This is a genomic window from Flavobacterium profundi (assembly GCF_006491645.1).
Taxonomy (GTDB): Bacteria; Bacteroidota; Bacteroidia; order Flavobacteriales; family Flavobacteriaceae; genus Flavobacterium; species Flavobacterium profundi.
In genome coordinates, this window is the sequence record NZ_VDCZ01000004.1 from 138,390 (window position 1) to 161,691 (window position 23,302).

16 protein-coding genes are annotated in these 23,302 nt (G+C 30.8%); 8 read left to right on the top strand and 8 right to left on the bottom strand.

Annotated elements, in window-relative coordinates:
* Window positions 1-18 precede the first annotated feature (18 nt).
* The 7 genes from FHG05_RS18350 to FHG05_RS07355 all read left to right on the top strand — a co-directional run bounded on the left by FHG05_RS18350 (window position 19) and on the right by FHG05_RS07355 (window position 8,970).
* The gene (locus FHG05_RS18350) at window positions 19-171 is read left to right on the top strand and encodes a hypothetical protein (RefSeq protein ID WP_157504199.1); all 153 of its coding nucleotides are present in this window, start codon (window positions 19-21) and stop codon (window positions 169-171) included.
* An 80-nt stretch (window positions 172-251) separates the two neighbouring features.
* Window positions 252-1,778: a vitamin K epoxide reductase family protein gene (locus FHG05_RS07330; protein WP_140997368.1), complete on the top strand. Its 1,527-nt coding sequence runs from the start codon at window positions 252-254 to the stop codon at window positions 1,776-1,778.
* Window positions 1,779-2,246: 468 nt separating this feature from the next.
* Window positions 2,247-2,498: a bacteriocin-like protein gene (locus FHG05_RS07335; RefSeq protein WP_140997369.1), complete on the top strand. Its 252-nt coding sequence runs from the start codon at window positions 2,247-2,249 to the stop codon at window positions 2,496-2,498.
* 64 nt (window positions 2,499-2,562) lie between these two features.
* A complete protein-coding gene (locus FHG05_RS07340; RefSeq protein WP_140997370.1) occupies window positions 2,563-3,669 on the top strand; it encodes a thioredoxin-like domain-containing protein in 1,107 nt (368 codons plus the stop codon).
* Window positions 3,670-3,689: 20 nt separating this feature from the next.
* Window positions 3,690-5,198: a vitamin K epoxide reductase family protein gene (locus FHG05_RS07345; protein ID WP_140997371.1), complete on the top strand. Its 1,509-nt coding sequence runs from the start codon at window positions 3,690-3,692 to the stop codon at window positions 5,196-5,198.
* A gap of 224 nt (window positions 5,199-5,422) precedes the next feature.
* The gene (locus FHG05_RS07350; protein WP_140997372.1) at window positions 5,423-7,624 is read left to right on the top strand and encodes a peptidase domain-containing ABC transporter; all 2,202 of its coding nucleotides are present in this window, start codon (window positions 5,423-5,425) and stop codon (window positions 7,622-7,624) included.
* A gap of 35 nt (window positions 7,625-7,659) precedes the next feature.
* Complete coding sequence (locus FHG05_RS07355; RefSeq protein WP_140997373.1) at window positions 7,660-8,970, top strand: HlyD family secretion protein; 1,311 nt, start codon at window positions 7,660-7,662, stop codon at window positions 8,968-8,970.
* 14 nt (window positions 8,971-8,984) lie between these two features.
* Here FHG05_RS07355 and rodA read toward each other — a convergent pair whose 3' ends face one another.
* The 7 genes from rodA to FHG05_RS07390 all read right to left on the bottom strand — a co-directional run bounded on the left by rodA (window position 8,985) and on the right by FHG05_RS07390 (window position 17,414).
* Window positions 8,985-10,238 (bottom strand): rod shape-determining protein RodA, encoded by a 1,254-nt coding sequence (rodA, locus tag FHG05_RS07360; RefSeq protein WP_140997374.1) that lies wholly within the window; start codon window positions 10,236-10,238, stop codon window positions 8,985-8,987.
* Complete coding sequence (gene mrdA, locus FHG05_RS07365) at window positions 10,239-12,152, bottom strand: penicillin-binding protein 2 (protein ID WP_140997375.1); 1,914 nt, start codon at window positions 12,150-12,152, stop codon at window positions 10,239-10,241. It abuts the gene before it with no gap.
* The gene (gene mreD / locus FHG05_RS07370) at window positions 12,149-12,652 is read right to left on the bottom strand and encodes a rod shape-determining protein MreD (RefSeq protein ID WP_140997376.1); all 504 of its coding nucleotides are present in this window, start codon (window positions 12,650-12,652) and stop codon (window positions 12,149-12,151) included. Before mreD ends, mrdA begins: the two co-directional genes overlap by 4 nt.
* A complete protein-coding gene (gene mreC / locus FHG05_RS07375) occupies window positions 12,649-13,479 on the bottom strand; it encodes a rod shape-determining protein MreC (protein WP_140997377.1) in 831 nt (276 codons plus the stop codon). Before mreC ends, mreD begins: the two co-directional genes overlap by 4 nt.
* Before the next feature lie 9 nt (window positions 13,480-13,488).
* Window positions 13,489-14,517, bottom strand: coding sequence for a rod shape-determining protein (locus FHG05_RS07380; protein ID WP_130735703.1), 1,029 nt, complete (start codon window positions 14,515-14,517; stop codon window positions 13,489-13,491).
* Between the two features lie 58 nt (window positions 14,518-14,575).
* Window positions 14,576-16,102 (bottom strand): bifunctional phosphoribosylaminoimidazolecarboxamide formyltransferase/IMP cyclohydrolase, encoded by a 1,527-nt coding sequence (gene purH, locus FHG05_RS07385; RefSeq protein WP_140997378.1) that lies wholly within the window; start codon window positions 16,100-16,102, stop codon window positions 14,576-14,578.
* Between the two features lie 292 nt (window positions 16,103-16,394).
* Window positions 16,395-17,414: an OmpA family protein gene (locus tag FHG05_RS07390; RefSeq protein ID WP_140997379.1), complete on the bottom strand. Its 1,020-nt coding sequence runs from the start codon at window positions 17,412-17,414 to the stop codon at window positions 16,395-16,397.
* 318 nt (window positions 17,415-17,732) lie between these two features.
* On the opposite strand from FHG05_RS07390, the gene FHG05_RS07395 reads away from it, so the two are divergent.
* The gene (locus tag FHG05_RS07395; protein WP_140997380.1) at window positions 17,733-18,983 is read left to right on the top strand and encodes an ABC transporter permease; all 1,251 of its coding nucleotides are present in this window, start codon (window positions 17,733-17,735) and stop codon (window positions 18,981-18,983) included.
* Window positions 18,984-19,044: 61 nt separating this feature from the next.
* Here FHG05_RS07395 and FHG05_RS07400 read toward each other — a convergent pair whose 3' ends face one another.
* Window positions 19,045-23,220, bottom strand: a complete 4,176-nt coding sequence (locus FHG05_RS07400) for a T9SS type B sorting domain-containing protein (RefSeq protein WP_140997381.1) — start codon at window positions 23,218-23,220, stop codon at window positions 19,045-19,047.
* Window positions 23,221-23,302 lie beyond the last annotated feature (82 nt).

Sequence of the window (23,302 nt, forward strand, 5' to 3'; positions counted from 1 at the left end):
TTTAACTACTATATAATTATGAAAAAATCCATTTTAACTCTAACAGGTGTAACTGTTCTATCAAAGAAAGAACAAATAGTGATTAAAGGACAATTGAAAGATTGTATTGACCCAAATACGAATCAATGTAAATATTACAGTTTTGCTTGTGCTGATCCTTGTAGAATATAGTAAACTGTAACAAAATAATAAGTTAAGGGTAGCGTTTTTTTAATTTTAAAATTCACTATCCTTTTTTTAAATTTATTCTTATGATTTCTATTGTAAAAAAATTTCTGCAAATAAACCATTATAAAGAACAACAACATTCTTTTGAAAATCTTTTTTTATCTCACCCCAATTATCCTAGTCTTTATGCAGTAACAGATACTTTAGATATGTTGCAAATAGAGAATGTGGCAGCTCAAGTACCTAAGGAACAATTTTCTGCTTTACCGGATTCTTTTTTAGCGGTTGTTTCTAATGATATTGTCTTGGTTCGACGTTTGTCTCAAGAAGTAAGTATTGAAACGGAAAAAGAAGGGAAAAAGAAACTATCCTTTGATGCTTTTTTAACGCAATGGAGTGGTGTAGTAGTTGCCATAGAACCTAATGAAGTAATACAAAAAGAGCGCTTACCTTTATTGAATAATGTCTATGTAGGTCTAGCGGTTTTACTGTTAGCTTTATTAGGACTGACTTTTCGAGAATTTACATTACCTTCTTTATTGACTTTTTTATGTAGTAGTATCGGATTTTTTTTAGGTGTAGTAATTATTGATGAAAAAATTAATAAAACGGAAGGTGTTATTTCTAAAATATGTTCTTTTAACGAACATACATCATGCGATTCGGTGATACAATCAGAAAGTTCTCAACTTACCCAATGGTTGGATTTTTCAGATTTACCCGTTCTTTTTTTTGGTACGAGTATTCTTTTATTGCAATTGGCTCCAGCTTCCTATGCTATTGTAAATTTTCTGAGTCTTTTGTCATTGCCTATGGTGGGCTATTCGATTTGGTTACAAAAGGTAAAATTAGAGAAATGGTGTGTGTTGTGTTTAGGCGTTTCCTTGTTGTTAGTGCTACAATCTTTACTTTTTGTTGGGTTTGCCAAAGATTTATCATTCAATTATTTAGGATTGGTTCAAGCAAGTGCAATAGTATTTTCAGTTTGGTTCTTTATAAAGCCTATTTTATATCGAAAAGTAACTTTAGAGAAGGAGAATGTTACGTTGTTAAAATTCAAGCGTAATTTTTCAATTTTTTCGTCCTTACAAAAACCCGTTTTAGATGTTGGGGTTTTGCATAGCATACCTACTATAATCTTAGGTAACAAAGAGGCTTCGGTAAAAATTGATTTAATATTAAGTCCGAGTTGTGGTCATTGCCATACGGCTTTTTCAACTGCAATCGATTTGTTACAACAATTTCCAGATAAACTTCAAGTAGGCATTTATTACAATTTAAATACAGATAATTTAGATAATCCTTATTTAATAGTAGCTAAAACCATTCTTCAGTTGCACAAAGAGAATCCTAAGATGGCAGAAGCTGCATTAATGGATTGGCACATACATGCAATGAGCTTGAAAGATTGGAAAGCCAAATGGACCATTGGTATGATAGATTTTGAAGTGGAAGAGAATTTAAGAAGTGAATATACTTGGTGTTTGAACAATAACCTTAATTATACACCTGTAAAACTAGTTAATGGAATGATTTATCCAGATGAGTATGAGTTACAAGAATTGCGATATTTTATTTCTGATTTAACGGAAAATAAAGAAGCTTTATAGCTTAAAATAGTGTAGCAATGATAATCAATACACTACAGTTGACTTTAAAAATACATTTAATAAATCAAATTTTTTTATCATTCGAAAGGATTTTAATTTTGAGTATAATCAATGTAGATGTCATTTAAAATTTACACTAGGAACATTATATAGTAGACAAAAAATATCTTTTTAATGAAAGTTACAAATTTTCATTAAATATGATACTTTCTTCAAATATGTTTAAAAAAAAAAATGACTATTTTAGAATTCTCGGATTTTAAACTTGTTTTCATAAGGTAGGTTTTAGTTTTTTAAATTAATAAGATTTATATGTTATTTTTTTTAATATTAAAATAATGAAATTTTGATTTTCTTATTATTAATTATATATATTTTGTGGATAAAATAACATTTTATTCGTTTTGAAATTAGTGCACGAATTTTATAAATGAATTAAAGAGTTTATGTTTAATAAATAATTACATTATGAAAAATTTTAAAAAACTTTCAAGAGAAGAATTAAAGAGTGTTTTTGGTGGTATAAAAGCATGTACTTTAACTGTAAAACAATCGGATGGTTCTTATATAACTTATAATGGAACATGTAAATTTGAAATGGCTTTTGAAGTAGATGCTCTTGGTCATGTTTATCCAGTTAGTACAGGAAATTCTTTTTGCGATACAGGAGATGGAGTTTCTCATACATTAACTTCAAATGGAGGTAGATCTAGATGTTAATAAGTTTTTTTAGGAGAAATATTATATTTCTCCTAAAATTTATATGAATTATTTTTTATCTTAAATGAAAAATTTTACAAGAATTTTAACACTTTTAATATTTTTATTAATAAGTATTTCATGTTCTCAAGAGCGAGAAAATAATATATTATTTGGAAACCTTTCGAATCTTCCAAATGGGATTATGTATTTGTCTGAAGAACAATTTTTTAATAAAATCGATAGTGTAAAAACTGTTAACGGTAAATTCGAATTTAAATATGATAACAATGAGGATAATGAACCCAGATATCTTGTTTTGAACCATATTGATGAAAATGGAATATTTAGGTTTATCGGTTTTTTGACTAAAGGAAAGTTTAAAAATGCAAAGTATGAGTCAAGTTTATTTTTGTCTGATGATTCGATTGAAATTAGTGGTTACTTAATAGATAAAACGCCAAAAGGATATAATTTTAATAATAGATCAAAAATGATGACAGTCTCTAATGATATAAAGGCTGGATATCAAACGAATGCAATGTTTCACACAGATGGCGATTTATTCAGTGAAATTAATAAAGATTCTTACAAAAAAATCCTTGATAAAATAAAAGAATTTCCAAATTCTTTTCATTTACTTTATCAAATTAATAATAATAGAAATAGTTTTTTGCCAGATCAAATAAATCAATTTTTAAATGTTTTTAAAGGAGATATTACAAAAAGCGAAACTTTTTTTAAGTTAAAAAAATATAATAATAAAAGAGAAGAAGCTAGTAAATTGACCTCTCCTGTTTTATTAAATTCTAAAGGAGAAAAAAAAGAGGTTTTAGATACTACTTTTGATAGAAATTTAGTCGTTTTTTGGGCAAGTTGGTGTGGACCTTGTAGAGAGGAAATACCTTCTTTGAAAAAGGTGTACGAAAAATATAATACAAGTATTGATTTTGTATCTATATCAACTGATTCTAATGCTACTGCATGGGAAAAGGCTCTTGAAAAAGAGAATATGCCATGGAAACAATTTATTGTAAATGAAGATTCTAAGGAATATGAAGGTGTTGAGATATTCTTTCAACTAAGTAATTCCATACCATATTCTGTTTTATTAGATAAAAATATGAAAGTGTTAAAATCAAGTGTAGGTGTAATGACAGAAAATGAATTAGAAAAATTTATTCAAGATTAATTTTTTTTTATTAATAAAGCATGAATTTATTTTATAATAAACTTAAAATTTCTAAAGAAGAATTTTTATTTCAATTTCAGTCACATCCTAATTACCCTTCATTGCTTTCATTTAGTGACACATTATCTTTTTTAGGAATTAAAAATGATGTATATGAAATAGATAAAGATAACTGGGGTGAGTTGCCCAATCAATTTATAACAATTCATAACAATAAATTTACATACGTTGAAAAAAAAGATAATGATTATTTAATTTATAGTGACAAAGCAAGCAAAATGTCTAAGTCAAAATTACATGACGAGGCTAGCGATTTTGTAATTATTTTTGAAAAAGTAGAAGAAGTTTTACACAAAAGCGAAATTAATTTCAAGTGGTTAATATATTCCTTTTTTGCTTTATTTTCTCTCTATTCATATTTTCAAAATACCGTTCAATTATTTTTATTTAATATACTTAGTATAATTGGCATATTTATTTCTTTAGGAATTTTTAATAAAAAATTTGGTAAAGAGTCTGTTGTAATCAATGCATTGTGTGATGGCTCAAAAAAAAAGTCAGAATCTATAAGTGATTGTGAGAAAATTTTTAATTCTGACAAAATTAATTTTTACAGATTAAGGCTTTCAGATTTTAGTTTGATATATTTTTTAGGCATATTTGTACTTGGATTATTTATTCCGCTAAGTGAGAGTATTTTAAAGGTTATCTCTTATTTTTCTATTTTAGTTATAGCTTATTCTCTGTTTTATCAATTATTCATAGAAAAAACCTTTTGTAGAATTTGTTTAACTATTATTTTAATACTGATAGTACAAATTTTAATTAGTTATTTGTTTTTTAACAACACCTTTTATTACAATGTTTTTTTCAAATCAATTATTGTTTTTTTAATATTATTTGGTTTGATAATTTATATTAACAATATTTTAAGTGAAAAGGAAGATTTTTATAGACTAAGTTTGAAAAGTATTAAATTTAAAAAGAACTATGATATTTTTAAAAAGGAATTATTAGTTAAGCACTTTGATTTTCATAATAAGAATGAAGTGTTTTGGATTGGGAAAAGAGATGCTAAACTAAACATTTCGATAGTTACCAACCCTTTTTGTGGTTACTGTAAAGAAGCTCATATTATTCTTGAAAAAATAATTAATAAGTATACTAATATTTCTGCTCAAATTAGATTTAACTATTACCCAGAATTGGCTAATGATGACCTAACTTCAATTATCTCCGCTTTTAAAAACATTTACGATTCTGAGGGTGAAAAATCTCTTTTAAAAGCCATTGAAATTTGGTATAAAAATAATAACTTGAAAAATTTTAAAAAGGAATATGAAAATTTTTTTGTTCAAGCTGATTTATCAAAAATAATATTGTTAGCCAATGATAATAGAAATAACGGACTTACTTTTACTCCTGTATTTTTAATCAATAATTACCAGTTTCCTGACAAATATGAAAGAGAGGATATATTCTATTTTATTGATGATTTAATTGAAGATGAAGAGTTTTTTATCAATTGACTCCAAATAATTATTAAAAAATAATAGATTTTGTCCCATGTTATTTGAATAATTATCTTGTTAAAAATAAACTCTTCATTTCTTTTTAATTTTTCTAAAGAAAAGGATGCTATGTTTATTTGTTACAATTTATAAAAATATAGGTAAAAGAAAATAATTAATTTGTATTAAAAATTTTTTAGGTATTTCTTTTTATTATTTTTGATAAAAATCTGAACAAACTTTTGAAAAAATTTCCTTATTACATCCAAACTGAAAGTAAAGATTGTGGACCTACCTGTTTAAAAATTATTGCCAAGTTCAACGGGAAAGTTTTAAATACACAAATGCTTCGTGAACTTTCTGAAACTACTAGAGAAGGAAGTAATTTACTAACTTTGAGTGATGCAGCAGAAACGATTGGTTTTCGCTCTTTAGGAGTAAAGATTTCTCTAGAAAGATTACAAGAAGCGCCACTTCCGTGTATATTACATTGGAATAAGAATCATTATGTGGTTCTGTATAAAATTAAAAAGAATAAATATTATATTTCTGATCCAGCGATTGGTCTTATAGAATATAGTGAAGCAGAATTTTTAAAATTTTGGATAGGTAACAACGCTGATGAAAACACAGAAGAAGGTATTGCCTTATTGTTAGAACCTACTCCTAAATTTTATGAATCTGAATTTGATTTAGATAAAGACGAAGAGGGGAAAACGAAGTTTGGATTTAGCTTATTATCAAAATATATTTATCGATACAAAGCGTTTGTTATTCAATTGACGATAGGATTATTAGCAGGTAGTTTATTGCAGCTCATTTTTCCTTTTTTAACTCAAAGCGTAGTAGATGTTGGAATACAAAATCAAAACATTCATTTTATCTACTTGGTTTTATTAGCACAATTGTTTTTGTTTTTCGGAAAAACAGCTTTAGAACTCATACGCAGCTGGATTTTATTACACCTGTCTACTCGAATTAATATTGCTTTAATTTCTGACTTTTTTATCAAACTAATGAATTTACCCATTTCTTATTTTGATGTAAAAATGACCGGAGATATCATGCAACGTATTAATGATCATCACCGAATTGAAAGAATTTTAACAACATCTTCTCTAAATGTATTATTCTCTATGATTAATATGGTTTTAATGGGAGGGATTTTGGCTTATTATAACCTTGGGATTTTTACGGTTTTCTTTATTGGTAGTTTGCTTTATTTTTTATGGGTTATTTTATTCTTAAAAAGAAGAGAAAAATTAGATTATAAGCGTTTTTCTGAAGTATCTCAAGAGCAAAGTAAGGTGATTGAGTTGATCAATGGAATGCAAGAAATAAAATTGCATAATGCTGAAAAACAAAAAAGATGGGGTTGGGAATACATACAAGCGCGATTGTTTAGGGTTTCTATGAAAAGCTTGGTTTTGGAGCAAACGCAAGGTATTGGTTCCAATTTTATAAACGAATTAAAAAATATAATTATCATCTTTTTGTCTGCACTTGCGGTTATCAATGACGGACTAACCTTAGGGGAAATGATGGCAATTACTAGTATTGTTGGAAGTTTAAATGGACCAGTAATTCAATTAATAGGATTTATTCGAGAATTGCAAGATGCTAAAATTTCATTGGCAAGATTGTCAGAAATTCATGAAATGAAAGATGAGGTTGAAGACGAAAATGAAAAAACACGAGAAATACCAGAACATGATATTTATATAAAAGACTTGTCGTTTCGTTATACAGGTTCGGATGTAAATGTTTTGGAAGCATTAAATTTAACAATTCCAGCCAAAAAGATAACGGCAATTGTGGGAACCAGTGGGAGTGGAAAAACTACATTAATGAAATTACTCTTGAAATTTTACGAACCTCAAGAAGGAGATATTTTAATCAATAAGACGTCTTTGAAAAGTATTTCTCAGAAAGCATGGAGAAATCATATTGGATCTGTAATGCAAGAAGGATATATTTTTAGTGATACGATTGCAAATAATATTGCTGTTGGGGTTGATATTATTGATAAAGAGCGTTTACAATATGCAGCTGATGTAGCTAATATTAAAGAGTTTATTGATGATTATCCCTTGCGATACAACACTAAAATAGGTGCTGAAGGAGTAGGGATGAGTACAGGACAAAAACAGCGTTTACTAATTGCTCGTGCGGTTTATAAAAATCCAGAAATGCTTTTCTTTGATGAAGCAACGAGTGCCTTAGATGCGAACAATGAAAAAGAAATTATGGAAAAATTAGATGTGTTTTTTAAAGACAAAACGGTTTTGGTTATTGCACACCGTTTGAGTACGGTTATGAATGCGGATAAGATTGTGGTTTTAGAAAAAGGGAAAATAATTGAAACGGGAACACATACAGAATTAGTGGCACTAAAAGGAAGCTATTTTAAATTGGTTAAAAACCAATTGCAATTAGGAAATTAGAATAAAGAGAATAAATTATAGATAAGTAAGAAACAATGCCAAACGAAAATACAAACAACGAGTCGCTTCCTGCTTCAGATATTGAATTAAGAAGTGAACAAGTACAAGAAATATTAACAAAAGTTCCACATTGGATGATTCGATGGGGAAACTTGGTGATTTTAATACTTTTGTTGGTGCTTTTGTTGTTTTCTTACTTTATTAAATATCCAGATATTAATACTGCAAAAATTACTGTCACAACAGCTATTCCTCCTGAAAAATTAGTAGCTAGAACTTCGGGTAAAATAGAGGCTTTATTGGTGAATGATAATAGTGTTGTATCTCAAAATACTCCTTTAGCAGTTATTGAAAATACGGCTAACTATAAAGATGTTTTTTTGTTGAAAAGCATTACTGATACCATTCAAATAGATAGAACTCCTTTCCCATTCCAGAAATTACAATTTACACAATTAGGTGAAGTAGAAAGTGCTTTTGCAGTTTTTCAAAAAGAGTATAGTGCAAATGATTTATTAAAAAAATTAAAACCTTACCAAGTAGAATCAAATGCACAAAATTTTGAAGTTAATCAGTTAAAAGAAAGATTGCTGCTGTTAGAGTCACAAAAAGAAATCAATCAATCGGAATTAGAATTAGAAAAAAATCAATTAGATAGACAAGAATTGTTATATAAAAGAGGTGTAATTGCAGCGCAAGAATTTGAAAAATTTAAATTAGCCTATTTGCAATCTCAAAAAAACTTTAAAAATTTATTAAGTTCTATTTCTCAGTTGAAATCATCCTTAAATGATATAAATAGGAATAGTAAAAACACGACAATCAATGCTACTAAAGAGTCGATTAATCTTGAAAGAAATGTAATTCAATCTTTCTTTCAATTAAAAAAAGCAATTAAAGATTGGGAGTTGAATTATGTATTGCGAACTTCAATGAAAGGTAGAGTTTCCTTTTTACAACTTTGGTCTGAAAATCAAACGGTGGCTTCTGGAGATTTGGTCTTTTCAGTAGTCCCTATTCATGCGGATACATACATAGGAAAAGTAGTTGCAGAAGCACAAAATTCGGGAAAAATTAAAAAAGGACAAACCGTTCATATTCGTTTGGCTAATTTTCCAGATAGGGAATATGGTATTGTTCAAGGTGTGGTACACAATATTGCAGCAACTCCAGATAAAGAAGGGAATTTATTAATTGATGTAAGTTTGCCTAACGGTTTAGAAACCTCTTATGAAAAGAAAATTATTTTTCAACAAGAAATGACAGGAACTGCCGATATTGTTACAGAAGATTTACGTTTGATTGAACGCTTGTTGTATCAGTTTAGAGATGTTTTTAAAAGATAAAGTAAGGATTTGTTTTACCATTCGTTTACTTTATTCGCGTCTAGCTTCACAAAAATAAAGAGCATAATTGTAAATGCCCACAAACTCGAACCACCGTAGGAGAAAAATGGTAGAGGAACACCAATGGTTGGAAATAACTTAATAAGCATTGCAATGTTTACAAAGAAATGGGTAAACAAATAACTGGCAACGCAATAACCATAAACACGGCTAAATTTTGTCTTTTGTTTTTCAGCTAAAAAAATTATTCTTAAGAATAAAGTCACAAAAAGGATGATTACTATAGACGAACCTATAAAGCCCCATTCTTCACCTACAGTAGTAAATATATAATCTGTATGCTGTTCCGGAACAAAACCTCCTTTGGTTTGTGTGCCTTCTAAATAACCTTTACCTGTTAAACCACCAGAACCAATTGCAATCATGGATTGATTTAAGTTGTATCCTTCTCTTTTAATATCTACATCTTTACCTAATAATACATCAATACGGTCTTTTTGATGTGGCTCTAAAACTGTTGTATAAACATAGCTTACCGAAAAAGTAAACCCTGCTATAACAATAAAAATGATACTATATAAGATGGGGTTTCTCTTTACCCTTCTTTCTTTGAAATAAAAAACGAGCATCACTAATCCAATCCCTATCATAATGTATTTGGGATCTATTGTTAAGGCAAGAAAAAATAAAACAATCGCACTAAAACCAGAAAATAAATACCATGCTGGAAGTCCTTCTCGATTTAAAACGAAAATTAAAGAAAGAAAAATCATTGCACTACCTGCATCTGGTTGTAAAAGGATTAATAAAACAGGAAGTAAGATGATTCCAAAAGCAAGTAACTGATCTTTTAGGTTTTTTAAATTAATTTGTGGAAAACTGAGGTATTTTGCTAATAATAGAGCGGTTCCTGTTTTTACAAATTCAGAAGGTTGAAACCCAAATCCTCCAAATTGATACCAGTTCGTTTGCCCTTTTTTGGTTACCCCAAAAATAAACAAGCCTAATAATAGTAGAATTCCGATTCCATAAAAAATAAAAGAAAAGCGTTCAAATATTTTGGCGTCTAAAAAGAGTAATATTAATATTAAGGGAATGGTTAAAATAACAAATAGCATTTGTCTTCCGTAGGTTTGCTTAATGTCAAATATAGAAGTAACCTCTAAAGATAAAGAGGCAGAATAGATCGTCAACCACCCCATTATTACTAGAGTAATATATAATGATACAGTTAACCAATCAATGTTACCAATACTTTTTCCTCTCATTTAATTAACTTCTTCCTCTTTTAGGTTTAAATTAGGTTTTGTGTCTTGAACCGTTGTGGTTTCAGTGAATCTCTGATAAATAATATTCTCTATTTTTTTATATTCATCTTCTAAAGAGCCATTTAACATTCTGGTTTCCAAATCGGTTCTAGTAATTTCACCATTTACATATTTTTCAATCATTAAGGTAGCAATAGGACCGGCCCAACGATTCCCCCAATAGCCATTTTCAACAAAAACGGCAATTGCAATGGTGGGATTTTCTTTTGGTGCAAAAGCCACAAAAATAGAATGATCTTTCAATTGATACGTTTTACCCGCTACTCTAATTTTGTTTTCTGCAGTACCTGTTTTTCCGCAAATTTGCATGTCTTTTACTTTTAAACTAGCAGCAGTTCCTTTGTTGTATACATCTGCTAATCCTTCAATAACAGGTTCAAAATGTCTTGAATCTACAGTTGAAACATGTTTAGTAGTAAATTTTTTATCTAAGGATTGATCTTTAATCTTTTTAACAATATGAGGTGTGAAATAATATCCTTTGTTGGCAACAACTGCCATCATATTAGCTAATTGAAGCGGAGTAGTTAATATTTCACCTTGACCAATACCATTTGAAATTATGGTAGAACCTCTCCAACCACCATTTGGGTATAATCTTTCATAGGTTTTTGAAGTGGGAATGTTCCCTTTTTTACCAATTGGCAAATCGGTTCCCATATAATTTCCTAACCCAAAACTTTTCACATGATTCGACCAAACATCTACTCCTTTAGAAGAGTTTTTAAATTTGTCAATGGTATTTCTGTAAACACTACAAAAATACGTGTTACAAGAATTGTAAATTCCATTGTTCAATTTGGATAATCCAGAATCGTGGCATTTCATAAAACGACCTGCTCCATAGGAAAATCCGTGGTGACATACAAATCCTGTTTCAGGTGTAATCACTTCTTCTTGTAAACCAACCAAACCCGTTAGAATTTTGAAAGGTGAACCCGGAGGATATTGTGCCAAAAGACCTCTGTCAAATAGAGGATTGGCAATGGAATCATGATACAAAGCTGTGTAGTTTTTTGATCGTTGTCTTCCAACTAATAAGCTGGGATCATAGGTTGGAGCAGAAACTAAAGCTAAAATTTCACCTGTTTTAGGTTCGATAGCTACAATACCACCTCTTTTATTTATCATTAACTCTGTCCCATATTTTTGTAACTCATAATCAATGGTAAGTGTTAAATCTTTTCCTTGTTGGGAAAGGGTATCAAACTTACCATCTTTGTAAGAACCAATCACTTTATTGTATTTGTCTCTCAATAGGTATTTTACTCCTTTTACACCTCTTAAAATATCTTCATATTCTTGTTCAACACCTTGTTTACCAATTAAATCGCCACTATTATAATAGGGGTTCTTTTTGATAATAGCTTCATTTACTTGGGTGATAAAACCAAAAATATTAGCTCCAAAATCAACTTGGTAATCTCTTAATGCTCTCTTTTGCGTATAGAAACCTTCAAATTTTCTTTCCTTTTCTTGAAAAGCTGCATATTCTTTTTTATTCAATTGTGCTAAAAAAACAGAAGGTAACCTCGGACTGTATACGGTTGCTTTTCTGATTTTTTCTATCAATTCTTTTTTATCAATCTTTAATAAATTACAAAAATCTAAAGTGTCTAAGTTTTTTATTTCTCTGGGTATTACCATGATGTCATAAGAAGGTTGATTGGCAACCATTAGTTTTCCATTTCGATCATAGATGTAACCTCTTTCAGGAAAATCAAATACTTTTTTGATTGCATTATTTTCAGATTGAAGCTTTAAAGAATCATCCATTATTTGTAAATAGAAAATACGTGCAATTAATACAATTGCCGCAACTATTATGAGAGATGGTAAAACAATTTTTCTCATCGCTTATTCGGTTTAATAAGATAAATAATCAGTAAACAAATAATAAATGAAAGTACCGTTGAGATTAAGGTGGAATATATTATTTCAAAGAATAAAGTCAAACTGAAATATTCAAAGAAAAACAATACAAAGTGGTGAATAAAAAGTGCTAATAACACATAAGATACTCTCTCGGATGTAATTTTATCTGCTATTTTAACAGTTTGGTATTCATAACTAATTCCAAAGGAAAAACGAAATAAATTTGGTCTCACAAAGGCTAATACGGTACAAGCCATAGCATGAATTCCATGTGAATTACTAAACATATCTATCGTTAAACCAATAAAAAAACTGCTAATTAACAACGCGCTTTTATTCCCATTTACTGGAAATAATAAGATAAATAAAACATAAGGGTAAGGATTCGCAAACCCAAACATATTGATGTTGTTAAATAAAATTACTTGTAAAAGAACAAGTAATATAAAACGTATGATATTTAGGATGTTATTATTCAATTCGCTTCTCTAATGGTTTCTTTTTCTAACTCTTGTTTTTCTTCTTTGTATTCATTCCCAATTACATATACATAACCTAAAGCTGTCATGTCATTAAATAATCGCACGTTTATGGTGTAATAGTTGGTCTTCTTATCGATAAAAACCTTTTCAATTTTACCAATTGGAATGTTTTCTGGGAAAATTTCTGAATCTGCTCCTGTTACAATCGAATCTCCTTTTTTTAAACTAGCCAAACGAGGTACATCGGTGAGTTGCACATAACCCACATTTTTTCCGTCCCAATTTAAGGTTCCAAAATGAGTCGAATTTTTAATTTTAGCATTAATTTTTAATTCGGTATTTAATATGCTAATAATAGTTGCATAATTCTTAGAAGTCTTTTCTATAATTCCTACTATACCTTTGTCATTTACAACACCCATACTCGGTTTAATGCTGTCTTTTGTTCCTGCATTAATCGTTAAAAAATTTTGCCTAACATTATACGAGTTCTTAATCACTTTCGCTTTTGTTACTGTATAAAATAGCGCATCATTGAATTTTAACTTTTTCAAATCTAAAACCGTATCTTTTTGATTGAATAAGATTTGTTTTAATCGTGCATTCTCTTCAGCAAGTAATTCATTTTTTTCTTTTAAGCTAAGATATTCGTTAAACGAATTAATGTTTTCATATACTCCTCCTGTTATATTATTGGCGCTATTAATGTACTTACTTCTATGAAAGGAATGAGACTGAATAATGAGCGCAAATGAAATACCCAAAAGCAGCAAAAACAGCAATCTATAGCTGTTTTTTATAAAAAAATAGAGTATTTGCTGCATGAATTATCTTTATTTTATAAGGATGCTTTTGTATTTACCAAGATTTTTTAACGCTATTCCTGTTCCTCTTACAACTGCTCTTAATGGGTCTTCAGCGATGTAAACAGGTAAATCAGTTTTGATAGAGATTCTCTTATCAAGACCTCTTAACATAGAACCACCACCAGCTAAATAAATACCTGTGTTGTAAATATCAGCGGCTAATTCTGGAGGTGTTTGCGATAACGTTTCCATAACGGCATCTTCAATTCGTTGTATCGATTTGTCCAATGCCTTTGCAATCTCTCTATAAGAAATGTCAACTTGCTTTGGTTTACCAGTTAATAAATCTCTACCTTGAACTTGCATTTCTTCTGGTGGACTGTCTAAATCTTCTGTAGCGGCACCAATTTGAATCTTAATTTTTTCAGCTGTAGTTTCACCCACAAATAAGTTGTGTTGTGTTCTCATATAATAGATGATGTCATTAGTAAATACATCACCTGCAATTTTTACAGATTTGTCACAAACAATACCACCCAACGCAATTACTGCAATTTCAGTTGTACCTCCACCAATATCTACAATCATATTCCCTTTTGGTTGCATGATATCAACTCCAATACCAATAGCAGCAGCCATAGGTTCATGAATTAAATATACTTCTTTACCATTTACACGTTCCGCTGATTCTTTTACCGCACGCATCTCTACTTCCGTTATTCCAGAAGGAATACAAATTACCATTCGTAAAGCGGGTGTAAAAAGTTTCTTTTTTAATGCTGGAATGCTTTTAATTAGCATGCTAATCATTTTTTCTGAAGCATCAAAATCAGCAATAACTCCATCTTTTAAAGGTCTAATGGTTTTAATGTTTTCATGTGTTTTCCCTTGCATCATGTTGGCTTCTTTCCCGACGGCTATAATTTTACCACTAATACGATCCCGTGCAACAATAGAAGGACTATCTATTACTACTTTGTCGTTGTGAATGATTAAGGTGTTTGCTGTACCAAGGTCAATTGCGATGTCCTCAGTCATGAAATCAAAAAATCCCATATGCTTTTTTAGGGGTTTATGTTAGTAAAAATATTCGTGTTTTACAAATGTAATAAAATTAATGTTTAAAATGACGTGTTCCCGTAAATACCATAGACACATTATTTTCATTACAATAATTAATGCTCAATTCGTCTTTAATAGAACCTCCAGGTTGAATGACCGAAGTAATTCCTGCTTTATTTGCAATTTCTACACAATCTGGAAAAGGAAAGAAAGCATCACTTGCCATCACCGCGCCAATTAAGTCAAATTCAAAAGAACGCGCTTTTTCAATCGCTTGTCTTAAGGCATCTACTCGTGACGTTTGCCCTGTTCCTGAAGCACATAATTGTTTGTTTTTTGCTAAAACAATAGTGTTCGACTTTGTGTGTTTGCAAATTTTTGAAGCAAAAATTAAATCTTCAATTTCTTCTTCTGTCGGTTTTGAAGTAGTAACGTTTTTTAGTTGCTCTTTCGTATCTGTTAGGTTATCTTTATCTTGAACTAAGATGCCGTTTAAACAAGTACGTACTTGTTTTGTTGGCAATGCAACATCATTTATAACTAATAAAATTCTGTTTTTCTTTTCTTCTAATAAATCGATTGCATCTTTATCAAAAGCAGGAGCAATTACCACTTCGCAAAATAGGGAGTGAATTTCTTCTGCTGTAGCTAAATCAATTTTGCCGTTTGCAATTAAAACACCACCAAAAGCAGAGGTTGGATCACCAGCTAAAGCATCTAAATACGCTTCTTTCATGGTAGCTCTTGTCGCAATTCCACAAGCATTATTGTGTTTTAAAATTGCAAAGGTAGGGGCGTCATTTTTAAACTCATTCATTAAATTAACAGCCGCATCAACATCTAGTAAGTTGTTGTATGATAATTCTTTTCCGTTTAATTTGGTAAACATTTTGTCAAACTCACCAAAGAAAAATCCTTTTTGATGTGGGTTTTCTCCGTAACGTAATGTTTCGCCTTCTGCCATACTTATTTTTAAGTAGGTTTCATCCGTGTTAAAATAATTAAAAATTGCAGTATCATAATTGGAAGAAACATGGAATGCTTTCGTTGCTAAGCTTCTTCTTTGTTCTATAGTTGTAGCTCCATTTTCATTCGTATAGAAATCTAAAAAAGGTTTGTATTCTTCCACAGAAGCTACAATAACGGTATCTTTAAAGTTTTTAGCTGCAGCTCGAATTAAAGAAATACCACCAATATCTATTTTTTCAATGATATCGGCTTCATTTGCTCCAGAAGCCACTGTTTTTTCAAAAGGATATAAATCAACAATTACTAAATCGATTTGTGGAATGTTATATTCTTCCATTTGAGCAACATCTGAAGGGTTGTCTTGACGGTTTAAAATTCCTCCAAACACTTTAGGATGCAATGTTTTTACTCTGCCACCTAAAATAGAGGGATAATCGGTTATATTTTCAACAGCTACTACTGGAATTCCTAAATTGGTAATAAAAGTTTCTGTTCCTCCTGTAGAATAGATGGTTACTTGATTTTCATGAAGTGCTTTTACAATAGGCTCTAATCCTGTTTTGTCAAAGACTGAAATTAAGGCAGAAGTAATTTTTTTCGTTGTGCTCATAGTGTGTTGTGTTGTTGTTTAGTTCCAAAAAAGACATTTTTGTAATGTATTTTTTTTGGAGTAGTTTTTCGTTGTGCAAAAGTAGTTATACTTATTAAAACTTTCAACAATTATGAGCACAGAAAAGTACTTTTTTTGATAATTTTTATTTAAAAGTGAATATTAAAAAAACTCGAACTCAATTCTATTAAGGATTTGATTGCTTTTTCGTTTCACAATCTCTTCTAAACTTTTTATAACTGTGTGTTCGAGTTTTTGAAATACCTGAAATTGATAAAAAAGAGGGTAGTTGTTATCCTATTTTTCTCAATTCAACTCGTCTATTTAAGGCTTTATTGTCTTCTGATGTGTTTTCTTGTAATGGTTTAGTGTCACCATAACCTTTACTTTGTAAACGCTCACTTGAAATGCCTCTTTGTGTAAGGTAAGCGACAATACTTTTGGCTCTTGCTTCAGAAAGTTCAAAATTGTATTTTTTATCGCCACTATTGTCGGTGTGTCCTTCAATACTTAATTTTAAACTTGGGTTTTCTTTTAATAATTTAAAAATTTCTTCTAGAGTTGGCTTAGCTTCTGGTTGTATGTCTGATTTATTGGTCTCATAATTAATATATAAGGTTACTAATCCATTCTGTTCCAATGACAATTTCATTTCGTCAGCTTTAATGAGTTGAGAAGTAATAGCAACCGCTTTTGTTTTAATTATTGCCACATGTAAACTCGCATTGTCATCAGATTCATTTAATTGCAACCAAATATTTTGATTGTCTTGTCGAATGATATACGTCCATGTTTTGGCAAATCCTTGAAAACCATAGGCGTTAGATTTTATCCCATAATCAGAAATAGGATATTTTTCTTCATTTTGAGTGATTGCTTCTTGTGGTACTTTGCCTTCAAAAAGAGTTACTGCACCAGCATCTTTAAAAATTTGATCTAAGTTTTTAAAGAGTTCAAGTCCAGAATAGGAATGGTCTTTGTCATTACTGATTCTTCCACAGAATAATTCACCTTCTGGCATTTCAAATGAAGACCCAGTCCAAAAACGAATCGACTCGTAATTTCTCTTTTCTTCATGAGAATATTTGTATCCCGTTGGTAAACTAAAAAAAGGAATTTGGGTAATGGGAAATGTACTAATAGGGATTTGTGTTAAATCAAGTGTTTTGGAATTATTTTCATTTGAAGATTTTTGTTCTAATGTTTCCGTTGCCACTTCAATTTCACTATTGTTCTTGTTTTCTGGAGTAGTATCTTTTTTACATGAAAATAGAGATAAGCCTAGTATGGCTAATAAAAAAAATTTTTTCATAGTGTTTGTTTTTTGAATAGTTGTATTTTTAAATAAAGTTAAAACAAAAATAAATAAAGTTTCTAAAAATATATTAGTATTAAAATGAAATAGATGTTAAGTGCAAGGAATCGAGACCTTACAGTTATTTTATTAAAAAATATTTTTCAAATTCTATTTCTTCTATGCGTTTCACAAAAGTTATTACTCCATATCAAAGTCATATCAAAGCCGAGGTTATAGTAACTTAACCGTTAGTCAAGCTAAAGTGTATCTTTTTATATACTTTTTGTAACATTTTAAGGTTTCGGTCTACTAATACTATAATTCAACTGTATTATGTTATTATATCTTCGATTACTTAAAGAAAGTTTAAGCTTTGCGCTCAATGCACTGCGAAATAACAAACTACGAACCTTGTTGTCTCTTTTGGGAGTTACTATAGGTATTTTTTCCATTATTGCAGTTCTTGCTGCAGTAGATTCTATGGATAAGAAAATCAAAGAAGATTTAAGTGATATGGATTTAAATACCGTGTATTTAATTCGCTTTTCTTTCGGTCCTTCTGAAGTGCCAAGATGGAAGAGAGAACAGTTTCCAGATGTAACTTATGATGAATATGAATACATTAGACGTTCAGTAAATCATGTGGATAAAATGTCTTTTAATGTTTTTACGCGAAATGAAAACATAAAGTATGACGATAAAACAGTTAATTCAATTCAGGTTACTCCTTGTACCAATGAATTAATTGATATTGAACCTATAAAAGTAGAAACAGGTCGTTTTTTCAATGAATCAGAATCGAATTCAGGTACGCCTGTAATTGTTATTGGAAGCGAAGTGGCTAGCAGTCTATTTGGTAACAAGAATCCACTTGGTAAAAAGGTAAGATTGTATGGTCAGAAACTAACAGTAATTGGAGTGCTTAAAAAACAAGGACAAGCTACTTTTGGTCAAAGCAATGATGTGTCTGTGTTTTTTCCAGTTAACTTTTTAAGAAGAATGTATGGTGATAATAATAAGAGTTTAACTCCAGCTATATTAATTAAACCTGAAAAGGGAGTAGATATGGAAGAGTTTAAAGCAGAATTAGCTCAAAAACTGCGAGCTTACAGAAGTTTGAAGCCTGGTGAAATTAATAACTTTTTTATTAATGTGCTATCTGGTTTTACAGATTTCATTGATAATATCGTTGGACAAATGAATAAAATAGGTTGGGGAATCAGTTTGTTCTCTCTTTTAGTTGGAGGTTTTGGAATTGCTAATATTATGTTTGTTTCTGTAAAAGAGCGTACCAACTTAATTGGAATTCAAAAAGCCTTGGGAGCTAAGAATAAGTTTATTTTATTTCAGTTTTTATTTGAAGCTATTATTTTGTCTCTAATTGGAGGAATTGTAGGTATGCTACTCGTATGGTTGTGTGCAGTAGGATTAAGTGCTGCTCTGGATTTTGAGTTTGTTTTAAGTTCCCAAAATTTATTAATTGGGAGTGGTCTGGCCTCATTTATTGGTTTGATTTCTGGAATTCTGCCTGCTATTTCAGCTGCAAAATTGGATCCAGTGGAAGCGATTAGAACAGGTCTCTAAATTAATTGTTAAATAGAGAATAGTATAAAAAAAGCACTTGAATCTTCAAGTGCTTTTTTATTTATCGTTTCATTGTAAAGTGTGCTTTGTAGGTGCGTTCTTCCCCATTATACTGATACGAAACAATAAACCAATAATCTGTTGATGGTAATGGTGTTCCGTTGTAAGTTCCATCCCAGCCGGGTCCGTTTGGTGAAATTTGTTTAATTAATTTGCCATAACGATCAAAAATAGAAATGGTTGTACCAGAAGTGTCTTTTAAATCATAAATGTTCCATTGATCATTGTAACCGTCATTATTTGGGGTAAAAAATTTGGGATATTTAATCACTGTAAAGGTAACCTGACTATCTCCACAGTTTCCATATAAATCATTAATAACAATAGTATGATCACCAGAATTTAAATCGGTAAATACGGGACTTGTTTGAAAGGCACCTCCATCTAATTGATATTCATAGTTGCCCAAACCCGTTAGTATGTTAACAGTTGCAATAGCTACTTCTTCGAAATCTTCTGTTAAGACCACTTCGGCTAAAGCAACACTTGAAGCAGTAACTTCAACGGTAGTTGCATCATACGAACAATCAGGAGCGTTTTCAGGTATTAATTTAATGGGAACTACATCATAAACTCCAATTGCATCAGCGATATATTGAAATCCTGTACCCATTAAGTTACCATTCAAATACCATTCAATAGCATAGTTAGTAGTATTTAAACTTGTGTCTTGAGGAACAACTAAGGTTGCTGTTTGTTCTACTATATTGGTTTCTGGATGAATACAAATAATACCGTCTGCTACAGAAAACACGGATCTTGGAGAAACTGTAAATTGAAAATGCGTTTCGTCATTACAAGCATCATTATTAGTTGCTCGAGCATATACCCAAATATCAAAGGTTTCACTTGTACTAGCGGCTGGTACACTAAACGTATAGTTGTTTGGGTTAATGAGGTTTGCCGAATCACCACCTGGCTGACTGTAATAATTTACTTGATAAGTAGTAGGTGTTAAGGTCGGTAACGTAAATTCACCGCAATGATTGCTTCCGTTTATAGCTGTAAAATCAATCGCATAAGTACTTAAATCTGGTGTTTCTGAGATAGTAACTGTAAAACTCTTTTCTTCTGTACAAGGATATCTATCTCCATTTTTTGCATACACATAAATGGTTTGAGTTGCGCTAATAGTATAATCATTTGGATTGATAATATCTGCAGGATTGCCCCCAGGTTGGGAGTAATAACCTATTGCATAACTATTTGGTGAAGCTGGTGTATGAGTTAATGTTTCTAATGTATAACTATCACAGCTAGAGATATTATCAAAATCTGGTAAACCAATATAATTATAGTAAACCGTAAATGGAATATCTTGATAACAACCTGTAGTTGTATCTATGTTATAAATGTAAAAGGTTTTTGTTTCTTCAAAGACCATACTTGGTGTTACAAGTGTTCCTGATGCATTAGGTTCTGTGTAATAAGTTCCAAAAACCGGTGCCTCTAATGAATAAGGACTACAAAAATAAAGATCTCCTTCGTTATCAACAGGAGGTAATGGATTTATAGTAACGGTAAACGAACTTTGATTATCACAATTGAATGCATTTGCAGGAGTGTAAATATAGTAAATGCCTGGGTTGGGATTATTTGATGTTAAGTCAATAATTGTTCCAGCTTGTAATTGGGTTCCATTTCCATTTGGTTCTGTGTAGTAATTTCCATCTGTTAACTCAGGTAGAATGTAATGATCACAAGCAATAACGTCCTCTAGTTCATCTACTGGTGGAACTTCTAATATAGTAATTTCAAAAGACATGTTTTCGGTACAGTTAGGGACTGTACTGGTGTTTGCGTAGATATAAATCGTTTGTGAGGATGTAATTTGAGTTTGTGCAGGAATGTTATCTCCCGATCCTGAAGGACCTGTGAAATAACCTCCTGCATCCAAATTAGGAAGTGTGTATACTCCACAGGCCCTTTGATTTCCGATATTATTAATAATATAAACTGTAAAGGTGGAACTGTTAACACAGCCATTACCGTCTGGACCATTGCTTATGGTAATAACTTGCGTAGAAGTTACCGATTCTCCTGCATTCAATTGATTCCCTTGTGCGTTGAAATAGTTCCCATTGATAAGAGGTTGTAAAGTATAACTTGTACAAGTTATTACATCGTCTAAAGTATCTACAGGAGGTAAAGGATGAATAATTAATGGGAAAGCTTCATCTCTACAAAAAACACCGTCTACTTCGGCATAATAATATATCGTTTGATCGCTCGTAATTAGTGTGCCACTAGGAATAACATTATTAGATAAATTATTTGGTCCACCTGCTTGCGTATAAAAGTTACCTAATACTGGATTAGGTATGGCAAATTGACCACAGTGCTCTAAATCAATATCATACTCGTCAATTAAAGTAACTTGAAAACTAGATTGATTGGTACAACCATTTGTATCTGGACCGATAAAAATATAATAGGTGCCGCTAATATCTATTATATCGCCAGCATTATAGGAAATACCTGTGCCATTTGGTCCTGAAAAATAATTTCCATTTGTAATAGGAGGTAGGATATAATTATGACATTCTATGACGTTTTCTAACGTATCTACTATCGGTAAAGGATTAATAATGATTTCAAAACTGCTTACAGCAAAACAATTGGAATTGGTATCGGATTGGATTCTAACCCACACTGTTTGTGTAGAGGCTCCAGTCGCTATTGGGTAGGTAGAAGGATTTGGATAATTCCCAGTATCACCTAATTGTGCGCTGTTTTGAGTAGCATAGAAAGATAAACTATACCCTGTAGCTAACTGCGAATTATTAGCTAATGTTTGCGAAATTAAATTTACATTTTGACCTTGACCGTTTGCGGTATCACAAATTTCTAGATTATCAATAGTGTTCACAATAATTGGATCACTCACTAACAAATCAAAAGAATAAACAGCTTCACAAAATGCAGAAGTGTTACTATTATAGACTGCAAGATATAGGGTTTCATTTCCTGGACTCTCATAATTGTTTAATTCAACATCAGGGATTGGGTTGGTATGAGATGAAGCATCTGCTGATGAGGTGTAATAAAAAATATCATATCGAGCATCATCAATTCCTAAAGTAGCTTCGTTGTTTTGTGTTAGATCATAAGTGTAGGTTGTACTACCGTTATTACAAGCTGTAAGGTTATTTGGATTGTTAACAGCTAAATCATAGAAAACTATTGCATCGGTAATGGTACAGTTTGTGTTGGGTTTTGTTACTGTTACCTCATACTCTCCGCTTTCTGTAACCGTTAAGGTGTTGCCTGTTTCTGCTAATGGATTTCCATTTAACGTCCAACTATGATTGTAATCGGTCTCATTTAGCCCAGTTGTAAGTGTTCTATTGTCACCATAACAAAAACTATCATCTGGCCCTAAGTCTAAAGTAGTAATGAAACTTCCAGATGCTAAGAAAACAGCAGAATCATAACGTGCATCTTGGTAATCTCCAATAACTAATCGTATTCTGTAAGCATTGTTTGGTGTTACTGTTGAAGATGCATTCATAACCGTAGTAAACCCTCTCATGTTTACAGTTGAGTTTCCAGGATTGGTTACATTATAGGTGCTAAATAAAGTAGCATTTGAAGAAAAACAATTGTTATTATAGGCTTGGTCTCTAATGTTTAGAACCGATACAGGAGTTATTGTAGATGGTATAACAGCTAAATTAGTAGTTGTATTAGTGCTTAAGTCTGTTAAGAAAAAAGCAAAAGTATCATAAGAAGCACATTGCCACTGACCGTATTCGTTTGAAGCAAATAAGAAATCAAAGCTAAAGTTTGAAGATAAAGGAATAAAATCAAATTCGAGATATGCCACATCAGTAATGGAGCCACTTTGTCCGTTACTTGCTACAAGGTTTTGTAAACCAGCATCACCAGAAGTGTTTACCTGACTGTCTAAATTGTTTCCTGTGTAAACACCTTCTGAATAAGAAGCAATACCACTTCTTATTATGATTCCTTCATTTATTGGAAACGCAGAACCATTGTTGTTGAAATAGGCTACTGATTGATTGGAAGAAATGGAAACATTTGATACCTCGGTACAGGAATTACCTAACAATAAATCCACTAATTGATTAGGAGAAAACCCAGTATCATCCACTGTAATGGCTTGAGAATAAGATAGTATTGGCAAAAGCCAAAATAAAATTAGTAGTTTTTTCATTATGATATCTTTGGGGTTTGAAAATCATTTTGACAGTTTACAAAATTACGGTTTTTTGACTATAGAGCTGAGAAAATAATCT